This window comes from Neobacillus sp. PVCKKU3, from assembly GCF_058323225.1.
On sequence record NZ_JBLVQN010000028.1, the window covers coordinates 21,464 to 42,688 of the forward strand.

Here is a 21,225-nt window from a genome sequence, read left to right on the forward strand (position 1 = left end):
AAAAGAGCTTAAACGTTTAAGCTCTTTTTTATTATAATCCAATAAGTTTTAACGCGCTAAAAATGATGACCGCTGAGATGACCGTACGAAGGGGCTTTGTTGGTACTTTTGAAGATAAGGTACTCCCTACTAACACGCCCGGGATTGACCCGATTAACAGGTTCCCTACAAGCATATAATTGACAGTTCCGGCATTCGCGTGAAGGAGTCCGGCAACAGTCACTAATAAAAAGGCATGGGCTATATCGGTGCCAACTAGCTCAGATCCTTTCAAGCGGTAGAGATATAGCATGGCAAGGGCAAATAATGATCCTGATCCAATTGAAGTCAGGCCGACAATAAAGCCGAAACCGGCACCGATTAAAATTGTTAATGTTCGTTTTTCCTCAATCGGCCTTATTTGCCAGCGGTTCGGCCTGATTTTATTATCAAAAAATGTCTTAATTAAAATGGCTGTGGCCACTAAAATAAGGACATAGCCAAGTCCATGTTTGATAATTTGTTCTTGATTGTGGAAATATTTTTCAAAAACCTGAAGGATGAGAATGGCTCCTGTTGCACTTGGGACACTTCCGATTGCAAGATACTTCATGAGTTTAAAGTTAATCGTTTTCTGTCTCCAATGCTGAATGACTCCAAACAGTTTGGTAATGGAGTTGTAAACTAGGTCCGTTCCCACCGCAATGGAAGGCTGAATTCCGACCATGATGAGCACCGGGGTTAACAATGCTGCCCCTCCAACCCCTGTTAAACCTACCAATAACCCAACTAATAATCCCATTAAGGCAATTCCTATGCTCATGTTGGGGGCCTCCTTCTTTTGTGACTAATTCCGAGTAAATATATGTGAATTATAGAGTTTGAAGAAGGTTTTGTAAACACTTTTCTGAATTTATTAAAGAAATATTTTTGCAGTGAGGATGGGGGGAAGCAGAAATTAAAAAAAGCAGGACAAATCGAACGGGAGCCCGCTCGATTTGTCCTGCTTTCGGGTATCACTCTAAATAACTTCCAGTTCGCTATTCTGCAATAGGACATTCTGAAGTGTTCTGGTTTCCTCTTCGTTTAAAGGAATTAACGGCAAGCGCAGACCGCCGGTATGGATCCCTTTCATATTTAAAGCTGCTTTTACAGGTGCTGGGCTTGGTGCTGCAAATAAAGCTTTCATAATTGGCAGTAATTCACGGTGTGCAGCAGCAGCGCCTGCTAAATCCCCATTTTTAAAGCGTGACACCATATCTTGCATTTCATTCCCGATAATATGAGATGCAACGGAAATCACACCAACGCCGCCAATCGAAAGCACCGGCAAGGTCATTCCATCATCACCGCTGTATAAAGAAAAGTCATCAGCAGTTTGTTTAATAATTTCGGCCATGTCATCCAAGTGGCCGCTAGCTTCCTTAACCGCTACAATATTAGGAATCTGAGAAAGGCGGATAACCGTTTCAGCAGATATATTGACGACACTGCGTCCTGGAATATTATAAAGCATTACCGGAAGAGAAGTAGATTCAGCAATCGCTTTAAAATGCTGATACATGCCTTCCTGGGATGGTTTATTATAGTATGGGGCAACAAGCATGATGCCGTCTACACCGACTTCTTCTGCTAGCTTTGTTAGACTGATTGAGGCTCTTGTGTTGTTTGAGCCAGTCCCTGCAATAACGGGAACTCTCCCGTCCGCAACTTCAACCACAAATTTAAATAAAGCCACTTTTTCCTCAGTTGATAAGGTAGGGGACTCACCGGTTGTTCCACAAACCACCAACCCGTCAGTACCATTCGCTAATAAATAATTTACTAAATCTCTCGTCGCATTAAAATCAATTTCGCCATCCTGATCAAACGGAGTCACCATTGCTGTTAAAACTTGGCCAAAGTACATAAATTTCACCCTTTTAAAATTATTTTTAAAAAGAGGTAGGCCAAACGCAAAAAGCAGCTGCGGGAAAGGCCCAACAGCTGCATCAGAAACGTTAATTTTACAAGTTCCCCTGCGTGAGATAGCCCTCCATATAGTTTCCTATATGACAATTCTGTATTTATTAAATAACAGAACCAGCTCCCGGAACAATGAGATCCTCAGAAGCTTCGGCAAATTCCCCTTTCCGCCACCGTCAACGGGTCCCATTACCCTTGGATGGTTTACTGATGGTCTTTGCGCCTCTATCCTCACTTCATAAGGTATGAAGTAAGAAGTATGTAATTAAAATTAATATAACAGAATATTCCTATTTGTTCAAGGGGTTTTTATAAAAAATACTAAAATCGTATATTTACTGATAGTTATATAGAAACTGGGTATCATCATATATAAGTAAAGGAAATCACTGGTAAACTTGACGGAAGATAGCAACGATGCGATTTCTCCTCATAATCTTTTAAAATACGAGAGGAGTTTTTGGATGACATTTAGACCATATGTAGAGCAATTTCTAGCTGGAAACCCATTAGGAGAGCTCAACACAACGGATGATCTAATCAATTATCGAGGGGCGGCTTTAGCATTTCTGCCGCCGGAAAACGAAAGACCACAGGTACAATCCATTGAAAATCGTACCATTGATGGGTCTAAAGGGCAGGAAGTACCTATTCGTATCTATACGCCAGCCGGTGAAGGTCCGTTTCCGTTGTTCCTTTTTTTCCATGGCGGCGGATTTGTCGTTGGTGATGTAGAAAGCTATGATGTGCTGGGCCGATTATTAACCATTCACACCGGTGCAAAAGTTATTTCGGTTGATTATCGATTAGCGCCTGAACATCCATTCCCAGCAGCCCCTGAGGATTGTTATGCAGCGGTAATATGGGCTGCTGAGCATGCGTCTGAGTTAAATGGCATTCCAAATAATATTATTGTCGGCGGCGACAGTGCCGGAGGAGCTTTATCGGCTGCGGTGACTTTAATGGCGCGAGACCTGCAGGGGCCGAAAATCGCTAAACAAATCTTAATGTATCCCGTTATCGATTTCCATCCATTAGATGGTTCCTCCATCTACCCATCCTATTCGGAAAATGCCGATGGGTATGGGGTAACAAACACTCATATGAGACTTTTCTGGGATTTATATCTTGAAAAAGAAGAGGACCGAAAGCATCCATATGCATCACCAATCAAAGCAGAGGATCTAAGCGGTCTGCCGTCGGCGCTGGTTTTAACGGCGGAGTATGATGTGCTGCGAGATGAGGGGGAAATGTATGCAAAGCGGTTACGTGATGCGGGCGTTCCAGTAACCGCTAAACGCTTTGAGGGTATGGTCCATGGTTTCCTGCAATTTTTTGCGGACCAGGATGTAGCTGTGGAGTCCTTTGATTTGATGAAGGAATTTGTTCATCAAATAGCACCAGCAGCTTCCAAATAATGAGGTAGAGAGCAGGGGATTTACAGCCTTGCTCTTCTTTTTTGAGTTTTTTCCCAATTATCCTTAAAATGGAGTTAATGTTGAAGAGGTGAATTATTGTGAAAATCGAAAATATTTTAATTGTCAGCCCCATGTATAAGGAGCTTCGGGCATACATCCAAAATGCGGGCGTCCAAAAAAATTTCCGTTATATTCCGGAGGATGAAGCCACTCAGGAGAATTTGAAATGGGCGGATGCACTTGTATCTTTTAATCTTAAATCGGATTACGATTACAGTCATTTAAAATGGGTGCACTCGCTCGGTGCGGGAGTTGACCGCTTTTTATATAAAAAGACCTGGGACGATCGTGTACTTTTAACAAGGACAGTTTGTACGTTTGGTCAAAGAATCGGAGAGTATTGCTTAAGCTACATATTAAGAGACTTACAATGTCACGAGGAGTTTCGGGAATTACAGCTGCAGAAAAAATGGCGGCAACGGACTCCGAAGCTATTAAATGAACTCAAAGTGATGGTCTATGGAACCGGTGAAATTGGGCAGGCTGTCGCCAAGCTTTTGTCTGGTTTCGGAGTGGAGGTTTACGGCGTCTCCCAAAGTGGAAAAGAAAAAGAGTATTTTAAAGAGGCTATGACTGTTGAATCTCATTTTACCATCCTAGGGGAAATGGATGTGATTATCAACACGATGCCGCTGACGGAAGAAACGGCTGGTTTTTTTAATAGTCAAGTTTTTCAAAAAGTAACAAACGCCGGTTTTATTAATGTAGGGCGGGGAGCATCGGTGGATGAAGAATCATTGCTGCAAGCTTTGGAAGACGGGCAGGTCCGTTATGCTGTCCTGGATGTATTTACACAGGAGCCGCTGCCGGAAAATCAACCATTATGGATACATCCTGGCGTACTGATTACCCCTCATATTTCAGCGGTAACGACACCTGAAGAAGGGGCGGCGTGTTTTTTGGATACACTCAGAAACTTGGAAGAAAATAAACCTCTTAACAATATAGTAGATACCAATAAGGGATATTAGAATAACAGGAGTATGAACGAAAATGACACGAGTAATCGGCTTTATTGGCCTTGGAAATATGGGAGAGCCTATGGTCATGAATTTATTGAAGGCTGGTTTTCAGGTGAAGGTTTACAATCGAACTCCCGAGAAAACCAAGGCAGTTGTGGAAGCTGGCGCTTGGTCTTAAAGATTGCAACCTAGTTTTGGGGGAAGCAAACTCGACCCAGACACCGATGCCGTTAGCGGGTCTATTACATAACCGCCTGCTCGCCTCAGTGGCCAAAAATCGCGGAAATCAGGATTGGGCTGCACTTGCTAGAATTGCTCTTGAAAAAGCGGGATTGGAATAACAGGGTGCAGCGAAGGATATTGCCGAAATAGTAAGAAAAATAGGATAAATTGAAGGTATACGCGCATTAATTTTGTGTTCTGGCAGGAGAATGGCCGTAAAAGTAGAACATTATAATCAAGCACCTAGAATTGCTTCTTGGAGTAGATAAAACAGGGAGTGGTTAGATGACAAACCTTTTGAACAGAAAAATTTTATTGGCTAGTCGGCCAGTAGGAATGCCAGATGAAAGCAATTTTGAATTTATTGAGGTGAATTTTCCTGAACTTCAGGATGGTGAAGTGCTAATACGGTCACTATATTTGTCTGTTGACCCTTATATGAGAGGCCGGATGTCGGATGCCAAATCTTATGCCAAGCCATATGAAGTAGGTCAGCCATTTAAAGGCGGGGTCGTTGGAAAAGTAATCGAATCGAAAAATTCTCGGTTTGAAGTGGGGCAGTATGTAGATGGCATTATGGAATGGGCTGAGTATAACGTTTCTGATGGAAGCGGTCTTCGCAGACTTAACCCAGAATTGGCACCTGTGACTACTGCACTGCATGTGCTCGGAATGCCTGGATTAACTGCTTATTTTGGATTGTTATACATAGGGGAGCCGAAGGAAGGGGAAACGGTCGTCGTTTCAGGAGCATCTGGAGCTGTTGGAACAGTTGTCGGTCAAATCGCTAAATTAAAAGGCTGCCGAGTCGTTGGTATTGCAGGCGGAGACGATAAATGCGCCTATTTAACAGATGAACTAGGTTTTGATGCTGCGATTAACTATAAAACAGCAGACAACCTTCGCAAAGCATTGAAGGAAGCCTGCCCTAACGGTGTCGATGTTTATTTCGACAATGTTGGGGGTACTGTAAGCGATGCGGTGATGTCCTTAATTAACTTCCAGTCCAGAACCGCCATTTGCGGACAAATCTCTCAATATAATGCGGATAAGCTGCCTATCGGTCCAAGAGTGGCTGGTCAGTTGTTGACAACCAGTTCCTTGATGAAGGGCTTCATTGTTTCTGACTATGCCCAGCACAACAAGGAAGGCTTAACACAGCTAACCCAGTGGGTAAGGGAAGGAAAAATCAAATACCGTGAAACGATTGTCGAAGGCTTTGATAACACTGTAGATGCCTTCCTAGGACTTTTCCGCGGTGACAACATTGGTAAACAGCTGGTGAAAGTGGCTGAGGAATAAAGAAGAAAAGAAGTGTCCCTTTTGGGGCACTTTTTGTGTTTTGCCCGGAGCGGGTATAAAACGGTATTAGAAGTAACAAACAAGTTGCCTATTTTACCCGAAGCTTTATGATATAAACAGAAATAGGGTAAAATAAAGGAAATTTTATCGGTGAGGTTACCAGCAATGAACTTGAAGTTTCAGCTAACACGCGCATTCATCATAAGTGTCATCTCCCTTGCAGCCTTTGCATTGATGGCAACGCTTATCGAGGCTCATAAGATTGTCCAATTTGATAGCACCATAATAAATTCGGTTCAGGGACTTGAGTCACCTGCCTTAACAGCCATCATGAAATTTTTCACCTTTATTGGGTCGACAAAAATAGTGGTAATTCTCAGCATCCTTATTATTTACTTTCTCTATAAGGTGCTTCACCATCGGCTGGAATTGATATTATTCATTGCCGTGATTGCGGGAACCCCGATTATCAATTCCATATTAAAATCAATCTTTCACCGAGCACGGCCCGAATTCCATCGATTGATAGAAATCGGTGGCTATAGTTTTCCGAGCGGACATGCGATGAATGCATTTTCTGTATATGGAATACTTGCCTTCCTGCTTTGGAGACATATTGCTACCCGAACAGGCCGCACACTGTTGATTATTTTTAGTATTATTATGATTTTGATGATTGGCATCAGCCGTATCTATTTGGGTGTTCATTATCCAAGTGATATTATTGGCGGCTATTTTGCGAGCGGGTTTTGGATGACAACAACAATCTGGTTTTTCCAATGGTATGTAGAAAGGCAGCCGCAATTAAAAGGCAGACAGTTGAAAAAGACGTAAAAAAACGGGGTGGCACGCCACCCGTTTTTCTATTAAGATGGTGACAAGGCCCTACTTTAAATTGTATAATAATTCACAATAATTAAAATGAGGGTAGAGGTAGCTATCATGAGTTCGTTTTTTAAAGATCAGTTAGAACAATTTCAAAAGAAGAATCAAAATCGCGGCAGGCTTTTAGTCAGTTGTCCGGATCAACCGGGTATTGTGGCTGCCATTTCGCAATTTTTATATTCCTACAATGCAAATATTATTGAGTCCAATCAGTATTCTACTAATCCAGAGGGCGGGCGTTTTTTCATCAGAATTGAATTTGAATGCCCCTCTTTAAAAGATAAAGCTCAGGAAATGAAACAGAAATTTATTGAGATCGCTGCGCAGTTTTCAATGGAATGGAGCTTTAGACCGGTTTTTGAGGTGAAAAGAACGGCGATTTTTGTATCAAAGGAATTGCATTGTCTGCTTGAACTTTTATGGGAATGGCAAAGCGGTGATTTATTGACGGACATCGCTCTTGTCATCAGCAATCATGAAGAGGCTAGGGATGTGGTCGAAGGACTGAATATTCAGTTCTACTATATTCCTGCCAATAAGGACATTCGTGCGGAGGTTGAAGCCAAGCAATTGCAGCTCCTCAAAGAACATGAAATTGATGTCATAGTGCTGGCCCGCTATATGCAAATTTTGACGCCGAACTTTGTGGCTGCTAACCCGAATAAAATTATCAACATCCACCATTCGTTCCTGCCAGCCTTTATTGGGGCCCGGCCGTATGAACGGGCATATGGCCGCGGTGTAAAATTAATCGGGGCCACCTCCCATTATGTGACCAATGATTTGGACGAAGGGCCAATTATCGAGCAGGATATTGCCCGGGTTGACCACCGTTCGAATGTTGAGGCCCTAAAGAAAATCGGCCGTTCGATCGAGCGGAGTGTATTAGCGCGTGCGGTCAAATGGCATTTAGAAGACCGGGTTATTGTCCATGAGAATAAAACGATTGTCTTTTAATGCGAAGTTTATATATTTTTAAAAGCCATCCCGTGATAATGGGGGGCTTTTTTGCGTTAGTCTGGAAGAATGAAGCTTTTAATTCAGTTCATAATAAGAACGAAAAGGAGTGATATTCATGGATAAGAAATATAACACAAACGATGATGCAACGGTGGAATTAAAGAAGGCGCTCAATAAAACCAGACCGCCGCAAAACCGGATGAGCGAAGCGGAAAGAAGAATGAAATATGGCGAAAAGGGAAAAGAAGTTTAAACTTACCTGAATCCAATAAAAAATAGAGGTGAAAAAAGATGGCAGATAAAAATCCAATTGAGTACTCAGGAAAGGTATTAGATCAAAGAAATACCCTAACCGGTCCAGACGATTCAGGAAAAACGGGTTATCCGAAACCTCCAAAGCATGTATCAATACAGCAGAAGAATAATAACGATTAAGTTTGAATGGAAAGGGTGTCGGGATGGTGCGGCACCTTTTTCTTTTTGTATAAGCATTTAATTTTTGTTCCTAAACTGTCATTGTTACTATAGTAGTGTATCTGTTTAAAGAAAGGACTTATAAATAATGACAAATACTCATATACCAGTTTCAGTATTAAACCTTGCCCCAATTCGGGAAGGACAGGATTCGAAACAAGCGATTGATGCAATGGTGGATTTAGCACAGTCAGTTGAAAAAATGGGATATAAACGTTATTGGATTGCGGAACACCACAACACCCCGACGCTGGTCAGTTCTGCAACTGCCATTTTAATAAAACATACCTTAGAACATACAAATGAAATTAGCGTGGGCTCGGGCGGGATTATGCTCCCGAACCACTCCCCTTTGGTAGTTGCTGAACAATTCGGAACGATGGCAACCATTTATCCGGGGCGGGTTGAACTTGGACTCGGCCGCGCGCCTGGAACAGACATGATGACAGCAAATGCACTAAGACGTTCGAAAAATGATTCTGTTTTTACGTTTCCTGAAGATGTTAAAGCGTTGCAAACGTATTTTGGACCAGAAGACCAGCAAGGTTATGTGCGGGCATATCCTGGGGCAGGGACTGGGATCCCAATTTACATCCTGGGATCTTCAACTGATTCCGCCTATCTTGCTGCAAGCTTAGGTTTGCCATATGTTTTTGCCTCCCATTTTGCGCCAAGATATATGGAGGAGGCGATTTCGATATATCGCAGCCGATTCCAGCCGTCAGAGTATTTGGATAAGCCATACATGATGGTTTGTTTAAACGTAGTTACTGCTGAAACGGACGAAGAAGCAAGTTTCTTATCAACTACGATGCGGCAATTTTCCCTAAACGTTGTTCGCGGTTCCCGCATGCCATTGCAGCCACCTGTTGAAAATATGGATCAAATTTGGACTCCAATGGAGAAGGAAATGGTAATGTCCATGTCGAGAATGACGATGTTGGGAAGTAAAGAGACCGTCCGGGAGCAGTTGTCAGCATTTCAGGAAAAATATAATGTGGATGAACTTATGGCTGTTACCTATATTTATGATGTTGAAAAACAAAAACGGTCGTATGAGATATTAAAGGAAATTGTGGACGGGAAATAGAAAGAAAAGCGCAAATATCTTGCAGGATATTTGCGCTTTTTTATTATCTTATTTGTACGGATTTTAAGGGAATTAGATGTAAAATTAGTAGGGGGCAATTAAAAAATTCGCTGAAAGGGGAATGGATTAATGAGAGAAGGAAAATCATCATTACTGGTTATTGACGTTCAGTTAGGTCCGCTTTGGGGGACTTATAAACAGGATGAAACGTTTTCCGTAATACAAAAGATGATTGCTAAGGCGGAAAGAGAAAATGTCCCTGTCTTTTATATACAGTTTGAAGGTCCGAAGGGGGATTTGCTGGCAAGGGGAACACAGTTTTGGCAGTTTGCTCCTGGGATTACTCCACGCGAGCAGGATATTGTGATCCATAAACGGGCGGCAGATTCTTTTTATCAAACGGAATTACAAGAAGAGTTGCAAAATCGCGGTGTGACTCACCTTGTTGTGGTCGGAGTTAGAACGGAATTCTGCATTGATACGACTTGCCGTGCGGCCTTATCACAAGGTTTTGATGTTACATTAGTTGAGGATGGTCATACCACCGTTGACGGAGTTTATACTGCCGAGCAAATAATAAATCTCCATAATAGTACACTAAGAGGGGTGAAAACTCCTGAACATCAGGTTGCCATTGTAAAGGCGGATGAGGTTATCTTTTAAATTAAGAACTTTTTGCGGACGAATGTCTCGCTAAACATTGCCGATTTTTCTGATTGTTGGGATTGTGGAGATGGGCTTGGGAGTTTTGATCATGGCAGTGGATTCTAATCATCAAATGTTCCACCGCCATCATAATCACCATGCACATTAAAGGGAAGAATGGAGGAATTTTACATTGGAAAATGTAAGATTCCTTTTTGTTATTTTTTGCAGGGTTTTCGGAATTTTTGTTGAAAGGTTAATAAGGATGGTTTCATAAAAAATGATAAAGGGGTATTTGCAAAATGGAAAGTTTTCACTTTAAAGTAAATGGCACCTGGCAGGGAGATCGGAATGGGAAGGGGCATATTCAGACAAACGGTGGTCTTGATATCGCTGTTTCGGCACCGGCGGATATGGAGGGTCCAGGAATCGGTTCAAATCCAGAGGAGCTGCTTATTTCATCTTCCAATAATTGTTATATGATTACACTAGGGGCGATGCTGGGGAATCGAAAAATTGAGGTAGAAAAACTCGAGGTTGTTTCTGAGGGTGTAGTCGACAGAGAGGACGGTAAATTGAAGTTTAAACAAATTATCCATCGCCCAGTTTTTTATATTAGTAGTGACTCTGGAATCTCTCCAGAAAAATTGCAAGAGATTGCAGTTCGAGCTGAAAAAGCTTGCTTTATTTCGCAAACATTGCGGCCGAGCATCAATTTTTCACTTGAGCCAAATGTTGTTGTTGATGGAAAATAATACTTGACCCAAAAATGGGCATGTACTAATATTGATATTAGTTTTTCTATATGCTGTTCGATTTGTAAAGTTGAAAACTATATATTGTGTTAGCCTTAAGGGAAGATGCCGAACACGGCTTAATAGGGAATCCGGTGTGATGCCGGAACTGCCCCCGCAACTGTAAATGCTGACGAAATGAGCAAACCACTGTATAAGAATGCTTATGAAAATAGGTGCTTATACGGGAAGGGCTTAGAGTAGAGTGATGCATAAGTCAGGAGACCTGTCTTTCTTAAGATGTTTCAACTTCTTCGGGGATTGAGAAGAGGAAACGACGGCAACATAAGGAAGACATGGCCTCGTTATTCCCTTTTGTTGTGTGCTCGTTTCATCCGCTCGGTTCTCGCCGGAGCGGATTTTTTATTTTTTTAGGAGGAAAGTGACATGACCACACAGGTTAAGACAGAAATAAAGGAAGTATTTGAGACGATTAGGCAGGCATCCGATAAATACGGAGTGGATACGATGGAGCTGCAAAAACAAATCATGGAGCTGGATGGGTCAGCATTGGAGGCAAATCAGAAGGGATTATTATATGCAGTCAACAAAATTGCAATGGACCAGCCGGATTGGACTTTTGTTGCGGCCCGCTTATATCTGTATGAACTCTATATTAATGCAGCAGAGAATAGAGGCTATGATTCTTCACTAAAATATGGGGATCTACACAGCTTAATTATACATTTAAGTAGTATAGGGATTTATTCTAGTGACCTATTAAATCTATATACGAAAGAGGAAATAGAGGAATTAGCGAAAGAGATTAATCCTGAGCGGGATGAGTTATTTAATTACATAGGGTTATTCCTATTGGCAGACCGTTATCTTGCCCGGGACCATAATCGGAACATTTTCGAACTACCGCAGGAACGTTTCATGATCATTGCTATGACAATCATGAAATACGAGAAAAGGGGCGTGAGGATAAAACTGGTAAAAGAAGCTTACTGGGCATTGAGTAATTTATATATGACTGTCGCCACCCCCACCTTGGCGAATGCCGGAAAAAGCTTTGGCCAGCTGTCCTCCTGCTTCATTGATACGGTGGACGATTCCCTTGATGGCATCTATTTAAATAACTGGGACATTGCCCGGTTAAGCAAAGATGGCGGCGGGATTGGGATTTACTTTGGAAAGGTGAGGGCATTAGGCTCAGACATTAAAAAGTTCAAGGGTAATTCCTCCGGTGTCGTACCATGGGTTAAATTGGTCAACGATACGGCCGTCAGTGTTGATCAATTAGGCCAGCGCCAGGGGGCAATTGCTGTTTACTTGGATTTGTTTCACAAGGATCTAATGAACGGTTTCCTGGATTTGAAAACGAACAATGGGGACGAACGCCGGAAAGCACATGATATTTTTACAGGTGTCTGCGTGCCGGATCTTTTTATGGAAAAACTGCAGGAGACCGATGGGAATGGCAGAAGCATCGGCGAGTGGCATACCTTTTGTCCTCATCAAGTGAAACAGGTGATGGGCTGGAAAGATGCGAATGGAAATCCCCTAGGGCTAGAGGATTTTTACGATGAAATTGACCGGAAATATTTTAGGGATAAATATGAAGAGGCTGTTAACCATCCGTTACTGCCGCGAAAAACGTATAGGGCTATGGATATTATGGCGCGAATCATGATGGTGCAATTGGAAACGGGGACGCCGTATATGTTTTACCGGGACGAGGTCAACCGGCAAAATCCCAATAAACATCTATTAGGGAAGGGCCGTACCTCGATTTTCTGCAGCAACCTTTGTACGGAAATCACGCAAAATATGTCAGCCACAAAAATTGTTAACGAATACCAGGATCAGGATGGAAACGTCGTGATTGTTCGAAAACCTGGCGATTTTGTTGTCTGTAATCTTTCGTCCATCAATCTCGCAAAAGCGGTACCGGCAAATGTGCTGAAACGTTTGATACGGATACAGGTAAGAATGCTTGATAATGTCATAGATTTAAATACTATTTCGGTAGGACAGGCACAGCTGACGAATAAGAAATTCCGGGCTATTGGTCTTGGCACGTTTGGATGGCATCATCTTTTAGCATTGAAGGGGATTCACTGGGAATCTGAGTCAGCCGTTGAATTTGCGGACGAGCTATATGAAGATATTGCCTACTATACCATCCGCTCCTCAATGGAATTAGCCTTAGAAAAGGGGGCATACAGCCAATTTCAAAGTTCGGAGTGGCAGACTGGTGAGTATTTTGCACGGAAAAATTATCGGTCTGAGAGGTGGCTGGAGTTAAAGAGGGAGGTCGCGCAATCCGGTCTCCGGAATGGCTGGCTAATGGCTATCGCACCAAATTCATCAACAGCAAAGATTGGTGGTTCAACAGATGGCATTGACCCCATCTATTCAGTCGAATACGCAGAAGAAAAGAAAAACTTTAAATTTAAAGTGACCGCACCGGATTTGAATCATCGAACATACCTCTATTATCGCCGGGCAAGGCATGAACTGGATCAAACGTGGAGTATCAAACAAAATGCGGCACGCTCGCGCCATATCGACCAGGCAATCAGCTTTAACCTTTATGTCCGTCATGATATCAAGGCGAAAGAGCTGCTGAACCTTCATATGGAAGCGTGGAGGCAGGGGTTAAAGACGACGTACTACGTAAGAAGCACTTCGCAAACGGAAATCGAGGAATGCGAAGCTTGCCATAGCTAACAGGGGGAAATAAAGATGAAACTTTTGAAAAAAATTAAATTGCTAAATCCGGAATTTCCAAACAAATCAACAGGGATTATCAACGGAGAATCATCAGGCCTGCTGAATTGGAACGATATTGCCTACCCGCAGATGTATGATTTGTATCAAACCTTACTGTCAAATTTTTGGAAGGCACAAGAGATTAATATGCAGGATGACATAAAACAATGGGACCTGCTTAGTGAGATAGAAAAAGATGTATTTTTACGGATCAATACTCAGCTTGCATCGCTAGACAGCTTGCAAACGCCGACGATGACACAAGTAATGGATTATGTGACCGATTCCAGCTTTAAAGCGGTTTTTGCTGTGATTGCCCAACAGGAGGCGGTCCATAATGAATCCTATTCGTATATTTTGAGCTCGCTGGTGCCGTTAAGTGAGCAGAATGAGCGATTTAATCAAGCAAAAAGTGACCCCATTGTCCAAAAACGAAACCAATTGATTTTAGATGCTTATGAACGATTTCGCGAGAATCCTACCCCACAGCATTTATTTGAGTTAAGTGTAAATTCTATTAATCTCGAGGGGATCTATTTTTATGCAGGCTTTGCCTTTTTCTATTATCTTGCCCGGCAGCAGAAAATGCTGAAAACGAGCACGATGATCAGCTATATTCAGCGGGACGAAATGCAGCATGCATACTTCATGGCCCAGTTTATTCGGATTTTGTTAACAGAAAATCCGGAGCTGTACACTCAGGAGAATATGGATTATGTATATCAGACCATTGGAAAAGCCGTCGGGCTTGAGAAAGAATGGGCTTCCTTTATTTTGAAGGATATTGACGGAATTGATTTAGGTGAGTACGAAGATTACACGGAATACCTCGCCAATAAGCGCCTCCGACAGCTTGGACTGCAGAATTTATATAAGGAAAGGAACAATCCGATGCCGTGGATTCATGTGTTTAGCGATGAAATGCTGAACGGAACAAAATCTGATTTCTTCGAGCAGAAGCCGCGGACATATTCTAAGGTCACCCAATCAAATGGGTTCGATGAGTTATGAAAATAGCCATCGTCTATGCTTCAAAAACAGGGAATACGGAGGAGTTAGCCTATTTGCTGTGGCGTTTATTTTTACAGAAAAATAGAGATACATCCCTGTTTCGTGTTGACCAATTTCCGGTTTGGGAATCAGCGAGGTTTGATTCGGTCGTGATTGGAACCTATACGTGGGGAAATGGGGAAATCCCATACGAAATGATGGAACTATACCGCGCTTTTGAAACATTGGAGGTCAGCGGTATGATTACGGGGGCGGCAGGAACTGGCGACAGCGGGTACCCAAGATTTTGCGGGGCAGTTGATGAATTTAGGGATATGCTTTATGTTCAGACTAACTTGGCCGCCACTCTTAAAATTGAAGTGATTCCGCAGGCGAAGGACATAGAGCGTTGCAGGAAGTTTGTGGAAAGTATATTGAAACGGATAAACCAAAAAATTGCTTTAGGTTAGTAATAAAAGAAATGCGAGGATTTAAAAAGTTCTCGCATTTTTAGATTTAATTTTAGTCCTATCTGAAAAGGAAGGAAATTCCTTGAAAAATTTGCTAGAATAAATGTGGTGTAATATTTCATACGCCAAGGTAAAAAATTTATATGTAAAGAGGGGATTGGATGAAAGTTCAAAAAACGCTTTACCGTAAGTTTTTCTCTGTATTAACTGCCGCCGCCATGATGACAACTGCCACTGCTGCTCTTGCAGCCCCTAAAGAACCTCCTGTATCGTCAGTTAAAGCACAAGCAAATGCCTCCTATGAATCTGCTCTACATAATAAAGACAAAAACAACTATACGTTGACTATCATGCACACCAATGATACCCATGCACATTTAGACAATGTTGCAAGAAGGATAACAGCTATTAAACAAGTGCGTGAAGCACATCCAAGTTCACTTTTATTGGATGCTGGGGATGTTTTTAGCGGTACACTTTATTTTAACAAGTATGAGGGTCTGGCGGATCTAGAGTTTATGAATCTTGCGGGCTATGACGCGATGACATTTGGCAACCATGAATTTGACAAAGGGACAGCCACCTTGGCGAATTTTGTGAAAGGGGCGGGATTTCCATTTGTCAGCGCCAATGTCGACTTCAAGAAAGATGGAAATATCAACCCGTATTTTAATGATGAAATAAAAAACAATCCCAAGGGCAATGGCGAAATTTACAATGGCATTATTAAAAAGGTAAACGGGGAGCGAATCGGGATTTTTGGATTGACGACTGCAGAAACCGTGGACATCTCCAGCCCAGGCCCTGATGTGGCTTTTCAAAATTATCTAGAAGAAGCAAAACAAGCAGTCAAATCGTTCAAAGAAAAAGGCGTCAACAAAATTATTGCTCTGACTCATATCGGGTACGATGATGGCGGTGGGGATAACGACCTAACGTTAGCCAAGGAAGTCGACGGGATTGACATCATTGTGGGCGGCCATACCCATACTAAACTGGATCAACCGGTCATGGTAGAAGCCGGCAAGGAACCGACAGTCATTGTCCAAGCCAATGAATACAGCAAATTCCTAGGGACACTGGATGTTCGATTTGATAAAAAAGGAAAAATTGTGAACTTTGGAGGCAAGCTTGTAGATCTTAGTCAAGTACCAGAAGATCCGGAGGCGGCACAAATACTCGAAACTAAATATAAGCCAGCTGTAGTAGAAATGGAAAAGACCGTGATTGGTAAAACAACCGTTGACTTAATCGGCGGCAATCCGCCGGCCCGAACTGGTGAAACCAATCTGGGGAACTTAATTACGGATGGAATGCTGGCCAAAGCAAAAACAATCAATCCGGATACCGTTATTGCTTTCCAAAATGGGGGCGGGATTCGGACCTCAGTGCCGGAAGGGGATATTACTTTGGCAAAGGTCCTCGAAGTCATGCCATTTGGAAACTCGCTGGGCATCATGAAATTAACGGGCGCGGAAATTAAAGAGGCTTTAGAAATCAGTGTGAAAGACGCACCGAAAGCATTTGGTGGCTTCCTGCAAGTATCCGGTTTGAAATTCACCTATGACAGCAGTCTGCCTGTTGGCCAAAAGGTGAAATCAATCGATGTAAAAGAGGATGGCGTTAATTATGTTCCTCTTGATCCTAATAAAACTTACGTTGTTGCCACGAACACTTTCACCGCAAAAGGCGGAGACGGTTTTACTGTTTTCGCAAAAGCGTACAGTGAAGGCCGTGTCAGCGAGCCTGGATATGTCGACTGGGAAACCTTTACTGAATATGTGAGCGCCCAAGAAGATAAAACCGTCAGTCCAAGTTTGGAGGGGCGCATCGTAAATCTGGCAAATTAATAGCTGGACGTATTTGTAGGCTAAAAAAGAAATCCAGAAAAACTATGTTAATACAGTTGGGAATTTTACTTATGGTAAGATTCCCCTTTTTATGTAAATAATATAGAATTCTAGCATTAAAAATACGTTTCGTGTCACGAAATACCATGCTATAATGGATAACATGATTATAGTAAATTGGAAAGGTTCGTGTACATCCTTATGAATGTCGGCCAAAATAAAGCTTTTATCAGCTTGTTTTTAGTCTCTGTCTTTTGGGGCTGTAATTATCCCATCAGTGCTTATTTGCTTCAAGGGTTTTCCCCGGTATTCTTATCAACTGTCCGAATTTGCATTACGTCACTTTTTCTCATCATTGTCGCGCTCTTTTATAAGGGCATAAAGCGGCCAACAACCTCGGAGTGGAGATATCTTGTTGGTGTTGGAATTTTTGGTACGCTTTTAAACCAGACGTTTTATTTTACCGGCCTGAAACATACAACACCTGCCAATGCTTCGTTAATTATTTCGCTGGCACCAATTGCGACAATTATCCTCGAACGGATTATTTTTAAGGTGAAATTAACAGCTAAAAAATCTTTAGGGGCTATCATCAGTTTGATAGGTGTTTTTTCAATTATTGGGGTTGCCGGAGGATCATTAGGAATCTCTTGGGGAGATTTTAATATTTTTATAGCAATGCTTTGTTTGTCGATTAGTATTTTATTTATCCGCGGCCTATCCCAAACCATGCCATCTTTTGTCGTTACGGTTTACGCAACTGTTTTGGGGAGTGTCCTGATGATTCCTGCTGCCGGGGTGGAAGGAATGGTGAGCGGGACTGCCATTAGTCATTCTGTTTTCATGTGGGCATTGCTGATTTTTGCGGCGATATTTGCCCAAGGAATGGCCGGCTTTTGGTGGAACAGCGGGGTGGCTAAGGTTGGAGCAGGAACTGCTTCCATGTTCATGAACATCCAGCCGTTTGTCGCTATTCTTGCTTCACATTTCATATTAGGGAACCGGATTATGCTGTCGCAAATTTTAGGGGGAATCTTAGTGCTGCTGGGGGTATATATCGCCAACATGCCTAGTTTCAAACCGATCATGGCCGTTGAACATAAGAAAAGCATCTAATATATTTAAAAGGGCGCTGACACTCCACACGCATAAATGTGGTGGGTTCTCTTATCCAAGCTTCTTCTTATTTCTCCCTAGCGCCATCCGAAGGGATGCCTAAGTACAACAATAAGACACTTGCTTAGTTCATCGAACCTTTCTTGAACAAACAACCTAATGGCTGTTTAACGTTCGGTAGGTAGGTCAGACCTTTTGATTTCATTTTAAGAAGCCCTTATCCCCATACTTGAAATGGTTGACATTTTTAGTTTTAATCGTTCAATCTCTATGTCGTGCTTCATGATGAAATTTTCAAAGTTTCGATCACATAATTCCTTATCAATTTTTTCTAGAGTATCATCAATGTTTTTAATGAGGAAAGCAGAATACAAATCCCTTTGAACAGTATAATTGCCGACTTGACTCCATCGTTGATGGAGTTTTTTCTTCTGATAATCATCCATTTCGTGGTTATATTGGCTGGCCTTGGCTGTCCAAGTATTAATCTTATTTAATTTTGCCCCAAGATATTTGCATTTATATTCCAAAATTGAAACAAATAAAGCTGGTGCTTTATTGGCAAGAGACTTTCCAAAACGCTTTTTACGCTGTAATTTACCAGTCTTTTCACAAATCTTAGTCTCTTTTGCTCGTTTTTGCAGAGTTTTGTAGTTCATGGTTTCAACAAAAAACTCATTCCCTGTCCTTAACACAATATTGGCTAACTGACAATGAGATTGTCTACGTTTCGCCGCTTGTTTACGATGAATATCTTGCAACTTATTACGAAGATTAAGGTAATTATTAGAAAATACCCATTTTTCTTTATTGCCCGTTTTAAATGTACCGTCAGAATTGAATTTATTTGGGTTCGTTGCCCGTTTGGAGCGTTCCATTTTTCGCTGTATAATGCGTTTTTCTTTTTCCAGTTTGTCAATGCCTGGAGCTAACTCTTGTAATATGGCTGCTTCATCCGATACAACCGCCATAGCTTGGGTTCCAGGGTCAATTCCGACTCTGCCTTTGCCCAGAAGAATTTTATATTGCCCTGTTTTTTGATCCCGTTTCTTTGGTGGAATTCCTTTGATAATCAGTTGAACGAAGTATCTCATTTTTCCACGTATCATTTTGCGAACGATTCGGCAATATTTGATATTTTCCAAGTGTAATAAAGCTTCTTTTGTGTAAATATCAATTGGTTTCACTTTAACAGATATTTTTAAACCGATTATTTTGGTGAAGTACTGGCCATTTTCTTCACGAAAAGTAATGCCTGATTTGTTTGTTTTACCTTCAATGGAAGTCATGGTTCCGTACTTTTTAAAGTATACATGATTAGCGTTTCCATATCGCTTTTTTTCATATGCCTTCCAAGCACGAGTTGCTAATTTTTGGGCAGAATTAATATCTAAAACGCCTTCAAAATGTCGTTTCATTGGAGCGACAAAGCTATGTATGGCATATTCAGTTAAGCCAAATTGAGTTTCTATTTCTTTTTGTTTGCTGTACAATAAGCGAACTTCCTGTTCGAGTCTTTTTACTTCTTTTTCATTTTTAGATTTTGAAATTTTATTCTTAACCGCTTTTATGCAACGTACGTTCTTTCGATATTGTTTGTTGTCTTGAACCAAACGGTCACGTTTCAAAATTTCTCCTAAACATGCGTTTTGGATTTTTCGAGAAACCTCAAAGATTTTATCCAGGCGAAAGCTAGCTGAATCGTTTGTATCCATAGAAAGAGTTAATATAAAATTTGGTTCTTCTTTCTTCGACATCTCTTAAAGCCTCCAAACGTTTGTTCTATTACTACTATACCAAATTTTTCTTATTGAGTCTATCAAGACCTCTTTGAAAATATCAAAAAAACCGATTTCCTCCCCATACTTAAACGTAGGGGCTTCCTTCGATTAGAATTTGGTGAAACATCTATCACTACTCTTTTTATAATGAAAAGATATTGTCCAAATTTCCCAAAGCCTTTAAGTTTAAACAGCATATCCGTTTATTACTTAGGAATAATTTAATAAAATAGAATAAAAGAACGGGAGGTAAGGAATATGACAGAAGATTTTTTAGCAAAACTCTTAGGAGATTTTGATCCATCTCTCAATCACTCCGGAATAGACGGAGACCGTCTGGCGAAAAGATTGGCCAAGCTTTCCGAAATCGGTGCTACCCCTGAAGGCGGAGTGAATCGTCCCGGTTTTTCAGCAGAGGAAAAGCAAGCTAAAGAATTGGTGAAAACATGGATGCAAGAGGCTGGCTTAAAGGTATGGGAAGATGGTGCAGGGAATGTATTCGGAAGATTGGCGGGATTAGATGATGCCGTGCCAGCGATTGCATCAGGTTCCCATGTCGATAGTGTCCCAAATGGAGGGAATTTTGACGGCCCACTTGGCGTATTAGCTGCTCTTGAAGTGGTTGAGGCGTGGAAGGACACGGGATATCTTCCGCAGCGTCCATTTGAAGTTGTCATTTTTTCGGATGAAGAGGGAGCTCGGTTTAATGGCAGTTTAACAGGAAGTATGAGCTTGATGGGAACGATTAATCTCGATAAACAGCTTCAATTGACTGATTTTAATGGGGATTCATTTGAAGAGGTGCTTGAAAAATACGGGACAAGTCTCGACGACTTGAAAAAGGCTTCAAGCCACAAGAAGGACATTGGATTATTTGTTGAGGTACATATTGAACAGGGAAAGCGACTTGAAAAGGCAGGGCTCCCTGTTGGCATTGTCAGCGGAATAGCTGGGCCATGCTGGCTGGAAATTATTTTTTCAGGTAAAGCGGGCCACGCCGGAAATACACCGATGGATGATCGAAAGGATGCGATAGTTGCTGCAGGTGAATTCGTGGTTGCGGTGGAGACTTTACCCGAAAAAGTAAGCTCTACTGCCGTTGCAACGGTTGGTAAGCTTTCTGTTCATCCAAATGGGGTAAATGTCATCCCAGGAGAGGTCTCCTTGTTTGCTGATATTCGTGACATTTACGAGTATACCCGTGATGAACTCGTATCACTTGTTATTGAAAAAGCAAAATCCATTGCTGAAAAACGAGGGATTGAGGTATCGATTAAGGTGAATACCTCTGTTAAGCCTGTACCGATTGATGACAACATTCAAGCGAAATTGGAAAAAGCATTTCAAGAAAATCTAATTGAGCCAATGCGATTACCTAGTGGTGCCGGTCATGATTCAATGATCGTAGGAGAGGAGATCCCAGTTGGCATGATTTTTGTAAGAAGCAAGGACGGAATCAGCCACAATCCAAAAGAATGGTCCTCTCTAAACGATTGCGTAATATCAGTGCATGTGCTTAAAAGCTTTATTGAAAGTTTGTGAAA

The 21,225-nt window shown here is 41.7% G+C and carries 21 protein-coding genes and 2 riboswitches; of the genes, 18 read left to right on the plus strand and 3 right to left on the minus strand.

Translation table 11 applies throughout. The annotated features are described in order from the left end of the window. Positions 1–31: 31 nt before the first annotated feature. Together ACNQGS_RS18385 and dapA are read right to left on the minus strand one after the other, a co-directional pair. Positions 32–802 (minus strand): sulfite exporter TauE/SafE family protein, encoded by a 771-nt coding sequence (locus ACNQGS_RS18385; RefSeq protein WP_491488594.1) that lies wholly within the window; start codon positions 800–802, stop codon positions 32–34. Between the two features lie 198 nt (positions 803–1,000). Further along, positions 1,001–1,888, minus strand: coding sequence for a 4-hydroxy-tetrahydrodipicolinate synthase (gene dapA, locus ACNQGS_RS18390; RefSeq protein WP_491488595.1), 888 nt, complete (start codon positions 1,886–1,888; stop codon positions 1,001–1,003). Between the two features lie 111 nt (positions 1,889–1,999). Beyond that, positions 2,000–2,180: riboswitch (Lysine riboswitch) on the minus strand. A gap of 228 nt (positions 2,181–2,408) precedes the next feature. Here dapA and lipP1 point away from each other — a divergent pair. From lipP1 to ACNQGS_RS18475, 17 genes are all read left to right on the plus strand, one after another. Continuing rightward, entirely contained in the window at positions 2,409–3,362 is a 954-nt protein-coding gene (gene lipP1, locus ACNQGS_RS18395) for a LipP1 family hormone-sensitive lipase (protein ID WP_491488596.1), read from the plus strand. Between the two features lie 98 nt (positions 3,363–3,460). Continuing rightward, positions 3,461–4,393: a D-2-hydroxyacid dehydrogenase gene (locus ACNQGS_RS18400; protein ID WP_491488597.1), complete on the plus strand. Its 933-nt coding sequence runs from the start codon at positions 3,461–3,463 to the stop codon at positions 4,391–4,393. A 22-nt stretch (positions 4,394–4,415) separates the two neighbouring features. Then, positions 4,416–4,562, plus strand: a complete 147-nt coding sequence (locus tag ACNQGS_RS18405) for an NAD(P)-binding domain-containing protein (RefSeq protein ID WP_491488598.1) — start codon at positions 4,416–4,418, stop codon at positions 4,560–4,562. Continuing rightward, complete coding sequence (locus tag ACNQGS_RS18410; RefSeq protein WP_491488599.1) at positions 4,537–4,725, plus strand: hypothetical protein; 189 nt, start codon at positions 4,537–4,539, stop codon at positions 4,723–4,725. Before ACNQGS_RS18405 ends, ACNQGS_RS18410 begins: the two co-directional genes overlap by 26 nt. A 166-nt stretch (positions 4,726–4,891) precedes the next feature. Continuing rightward, entirely contained in the window at positions 4,892–5,908 is a 1,017-nt protein-coding gene (gene curA / locus ACNQGS_RS18415) for an NADPH-dependent curcumin/dihydrocurcumin reductase (protein WP_491488600.1), read from the plus strand. Between the two features lie 165 nt (positions 5,909–6,073). Next, on the plus strand, positions 6,074–6,742 hold the full coding sequence (locus ACNQGS_RS18420) for a phosphatase PAP2 family protein (protein ID WP_491488601.1): 669 nt from the start codon (positions 6,074–6,076) through the stop codon (positions 6,740–6,742). A gap of 108 nt (positions 6,743–6,850) precedes the next feature. Next, entirely contained in the window at positions 6,851–7,750 is a 900-nt protein-coding gene (gene purU / locus ACNQGS_RS18425) for a formyltetrahydrofolate deformylase (RefSeq protein WP_491488602.1), read from the plus strand. A gap of 118 nt (positions 7,751–7,868) precedes the next feature. Continuing rightward, positions 7,869–8,006 carry a hypothetical protein gene (locus tag ACNQGS_RS18430; RefSeq protein ID WP_491488603.1) on the plus strand — a complete coding sequence of 46 codons (138 nt, stop codon included), beginning with the start codon at positions 7,869–7,871 and terminating at the stop codon, positions 8,004–8,006. Positions 8,007–8,044: 38 nt separating this feature from the next. Next, positions 8,045–8,188, plus strand: coding sequence for a hypothetical protein (locus tag ACNQGS_RS18435; RefSeq protein ID WP_491488604.1), 144 nt, complete (start codon positions 8,045–8,047; stop codon positions 8,186–8,188). Between the two features lie 127 nt (positions 8,189–8,315). Beyond that, the gene (locus ACNQGS_RS18440; protein ID WP_491488605.1) at positions 8,316–9,317 is read left to right on the plus strand and encodes an LLM class flavin-dependent oxidoreductase; all 1,002 of its coding nucleotides are present in this window, start codon (positions 8,316–8,318) and stop codon (positions 9,315–9,317) included. A 129-nt stretch (positions 9,318–9,446) separates the two neighbouring features. After that, positions 9,447–9,980, plus strand: coding sequence for a cysteine hydrolase family protein (locus ACNQGS_RS18445; protein WP_491488606.1), 534 nt, complete (start codon positions 9,447–9,449; stop codon positions 9,978–9,980). A 284-nt stretch (positions 9,981–10,264) separates the two neighbouring features. Continuing rightward, positions 10,265–10,717, plus strand: a complete 453-nt coding sequence (locus ACNQGS_RS18450; RefSeq protein ID WP_491488607.1) for an OsmC family protein — start codon at positions 10,265–10,267, stop codon at positions 10,715–10,717. 86 nt (positions 10,718–10,803) lie between these two features. Then, positions 10,804–11,003: riboswitch (cobalamin riboswitch) on the plus strand. 140 nt (positions 11,004–11,143) lie between these two features. Continuing rightward, on the plus strand, positions 11,144–13,432 hold the full coding sequence (locus tag ACNQGS_RS18455) for a ribonucleoside-diphosphate reductase subunit alpha (protein ID WP_491488608.1): 2,289 nt from the start codon (positions 11,144–11,146) through the stop codon (positions 13,430–13,432). A 15-nt stretch (positions 13,433–13,447) separates the two neighbouring features. Beyond that, a complete protein-coding gene (locus ACNQGS_RS18460; protein ID WP_491488609.1) occupies positions 13,448–14,485 on the plus strand; it encodes a ribonucleotide-diphosphate reductase subunit beta in 1,038 nt (345 codons plus the stop codon). Next, positions 14,482–14,934 (plus strand): flavodoxin domain-containing protein, encoded by a 453-nt coding sequence (locus ACNQGS_RS18465; RefSeq protein WP_491488610.1) that lies wholly within the window; start codon positions 14,482–14,484, stop codon positions 14,932–14,934. The genes ACNQGS_RS18460 and ACNQGS_RS18465 overlap by 4 nt, the downstream gene beginning before the upstream one ends. 161 nt (positions 14,935–15,095) lie before the next feature. Then, a complete protein-coding gene (locus ACNQGS_RS18470; RefSeq protein WP_491488611.1) occupies positions 15,096–16,784 on the plus strand; it encodes a bifunctional metallophosphatase/5'-nucleotidase in 1,689 nt (562 codons plus the stop codon). Positions 16,785–16,973: 189 nt separating this feature from the next. Continuing rightward, positions 16,974–17,900: a DMT family transporter gene (locus ACNQGS_RS18475; RefSeq protein ID WP_491488612.1), complete on the plus strand. Its 927-nt coding sequence runs from the start codon at positions 16,974–16,976 to the stop codon at positions 17,898–17,900. A 206-nt stretch (positions 17,901–18,106) separates the two neighbouring features. On the opposite strand, the gene ACNQGS_RS18480 is transcribed toward ACNQGS_RS18475, so the two are convergent. After that, positions 18,107–19,657 (minus strand): nuclease/transposase family protein, encoded by a 1,551-nt coding sequence (locus ACNQGS_RS18480; RefSeq protein ID WP_491488613.1) that lies wholly within the window; start codon positions 19,655–19,657, stop codon positions 18,107–18,109. A gap of 282 nt (positions 19,658–19,939) precedes the next feature. On the opposite strand from ACNQGS_RS18480, the gene ACNQGS_RS18485 reads away from it, so the two are divergent. Next, on the plus strand, positions 19,940–21,223 hold the full coding sequence (locus ACNQGS_RS18485) for a Zn-dependent hydrolase (RefSeq protein ID WP_491488614.1): 1,284 nt from the start codon (positions 19,940–19,942) through the stop codon (positions 21,221–21,223). Positions 21,224–21,225 lie beyond the last annotated feature (2 nt).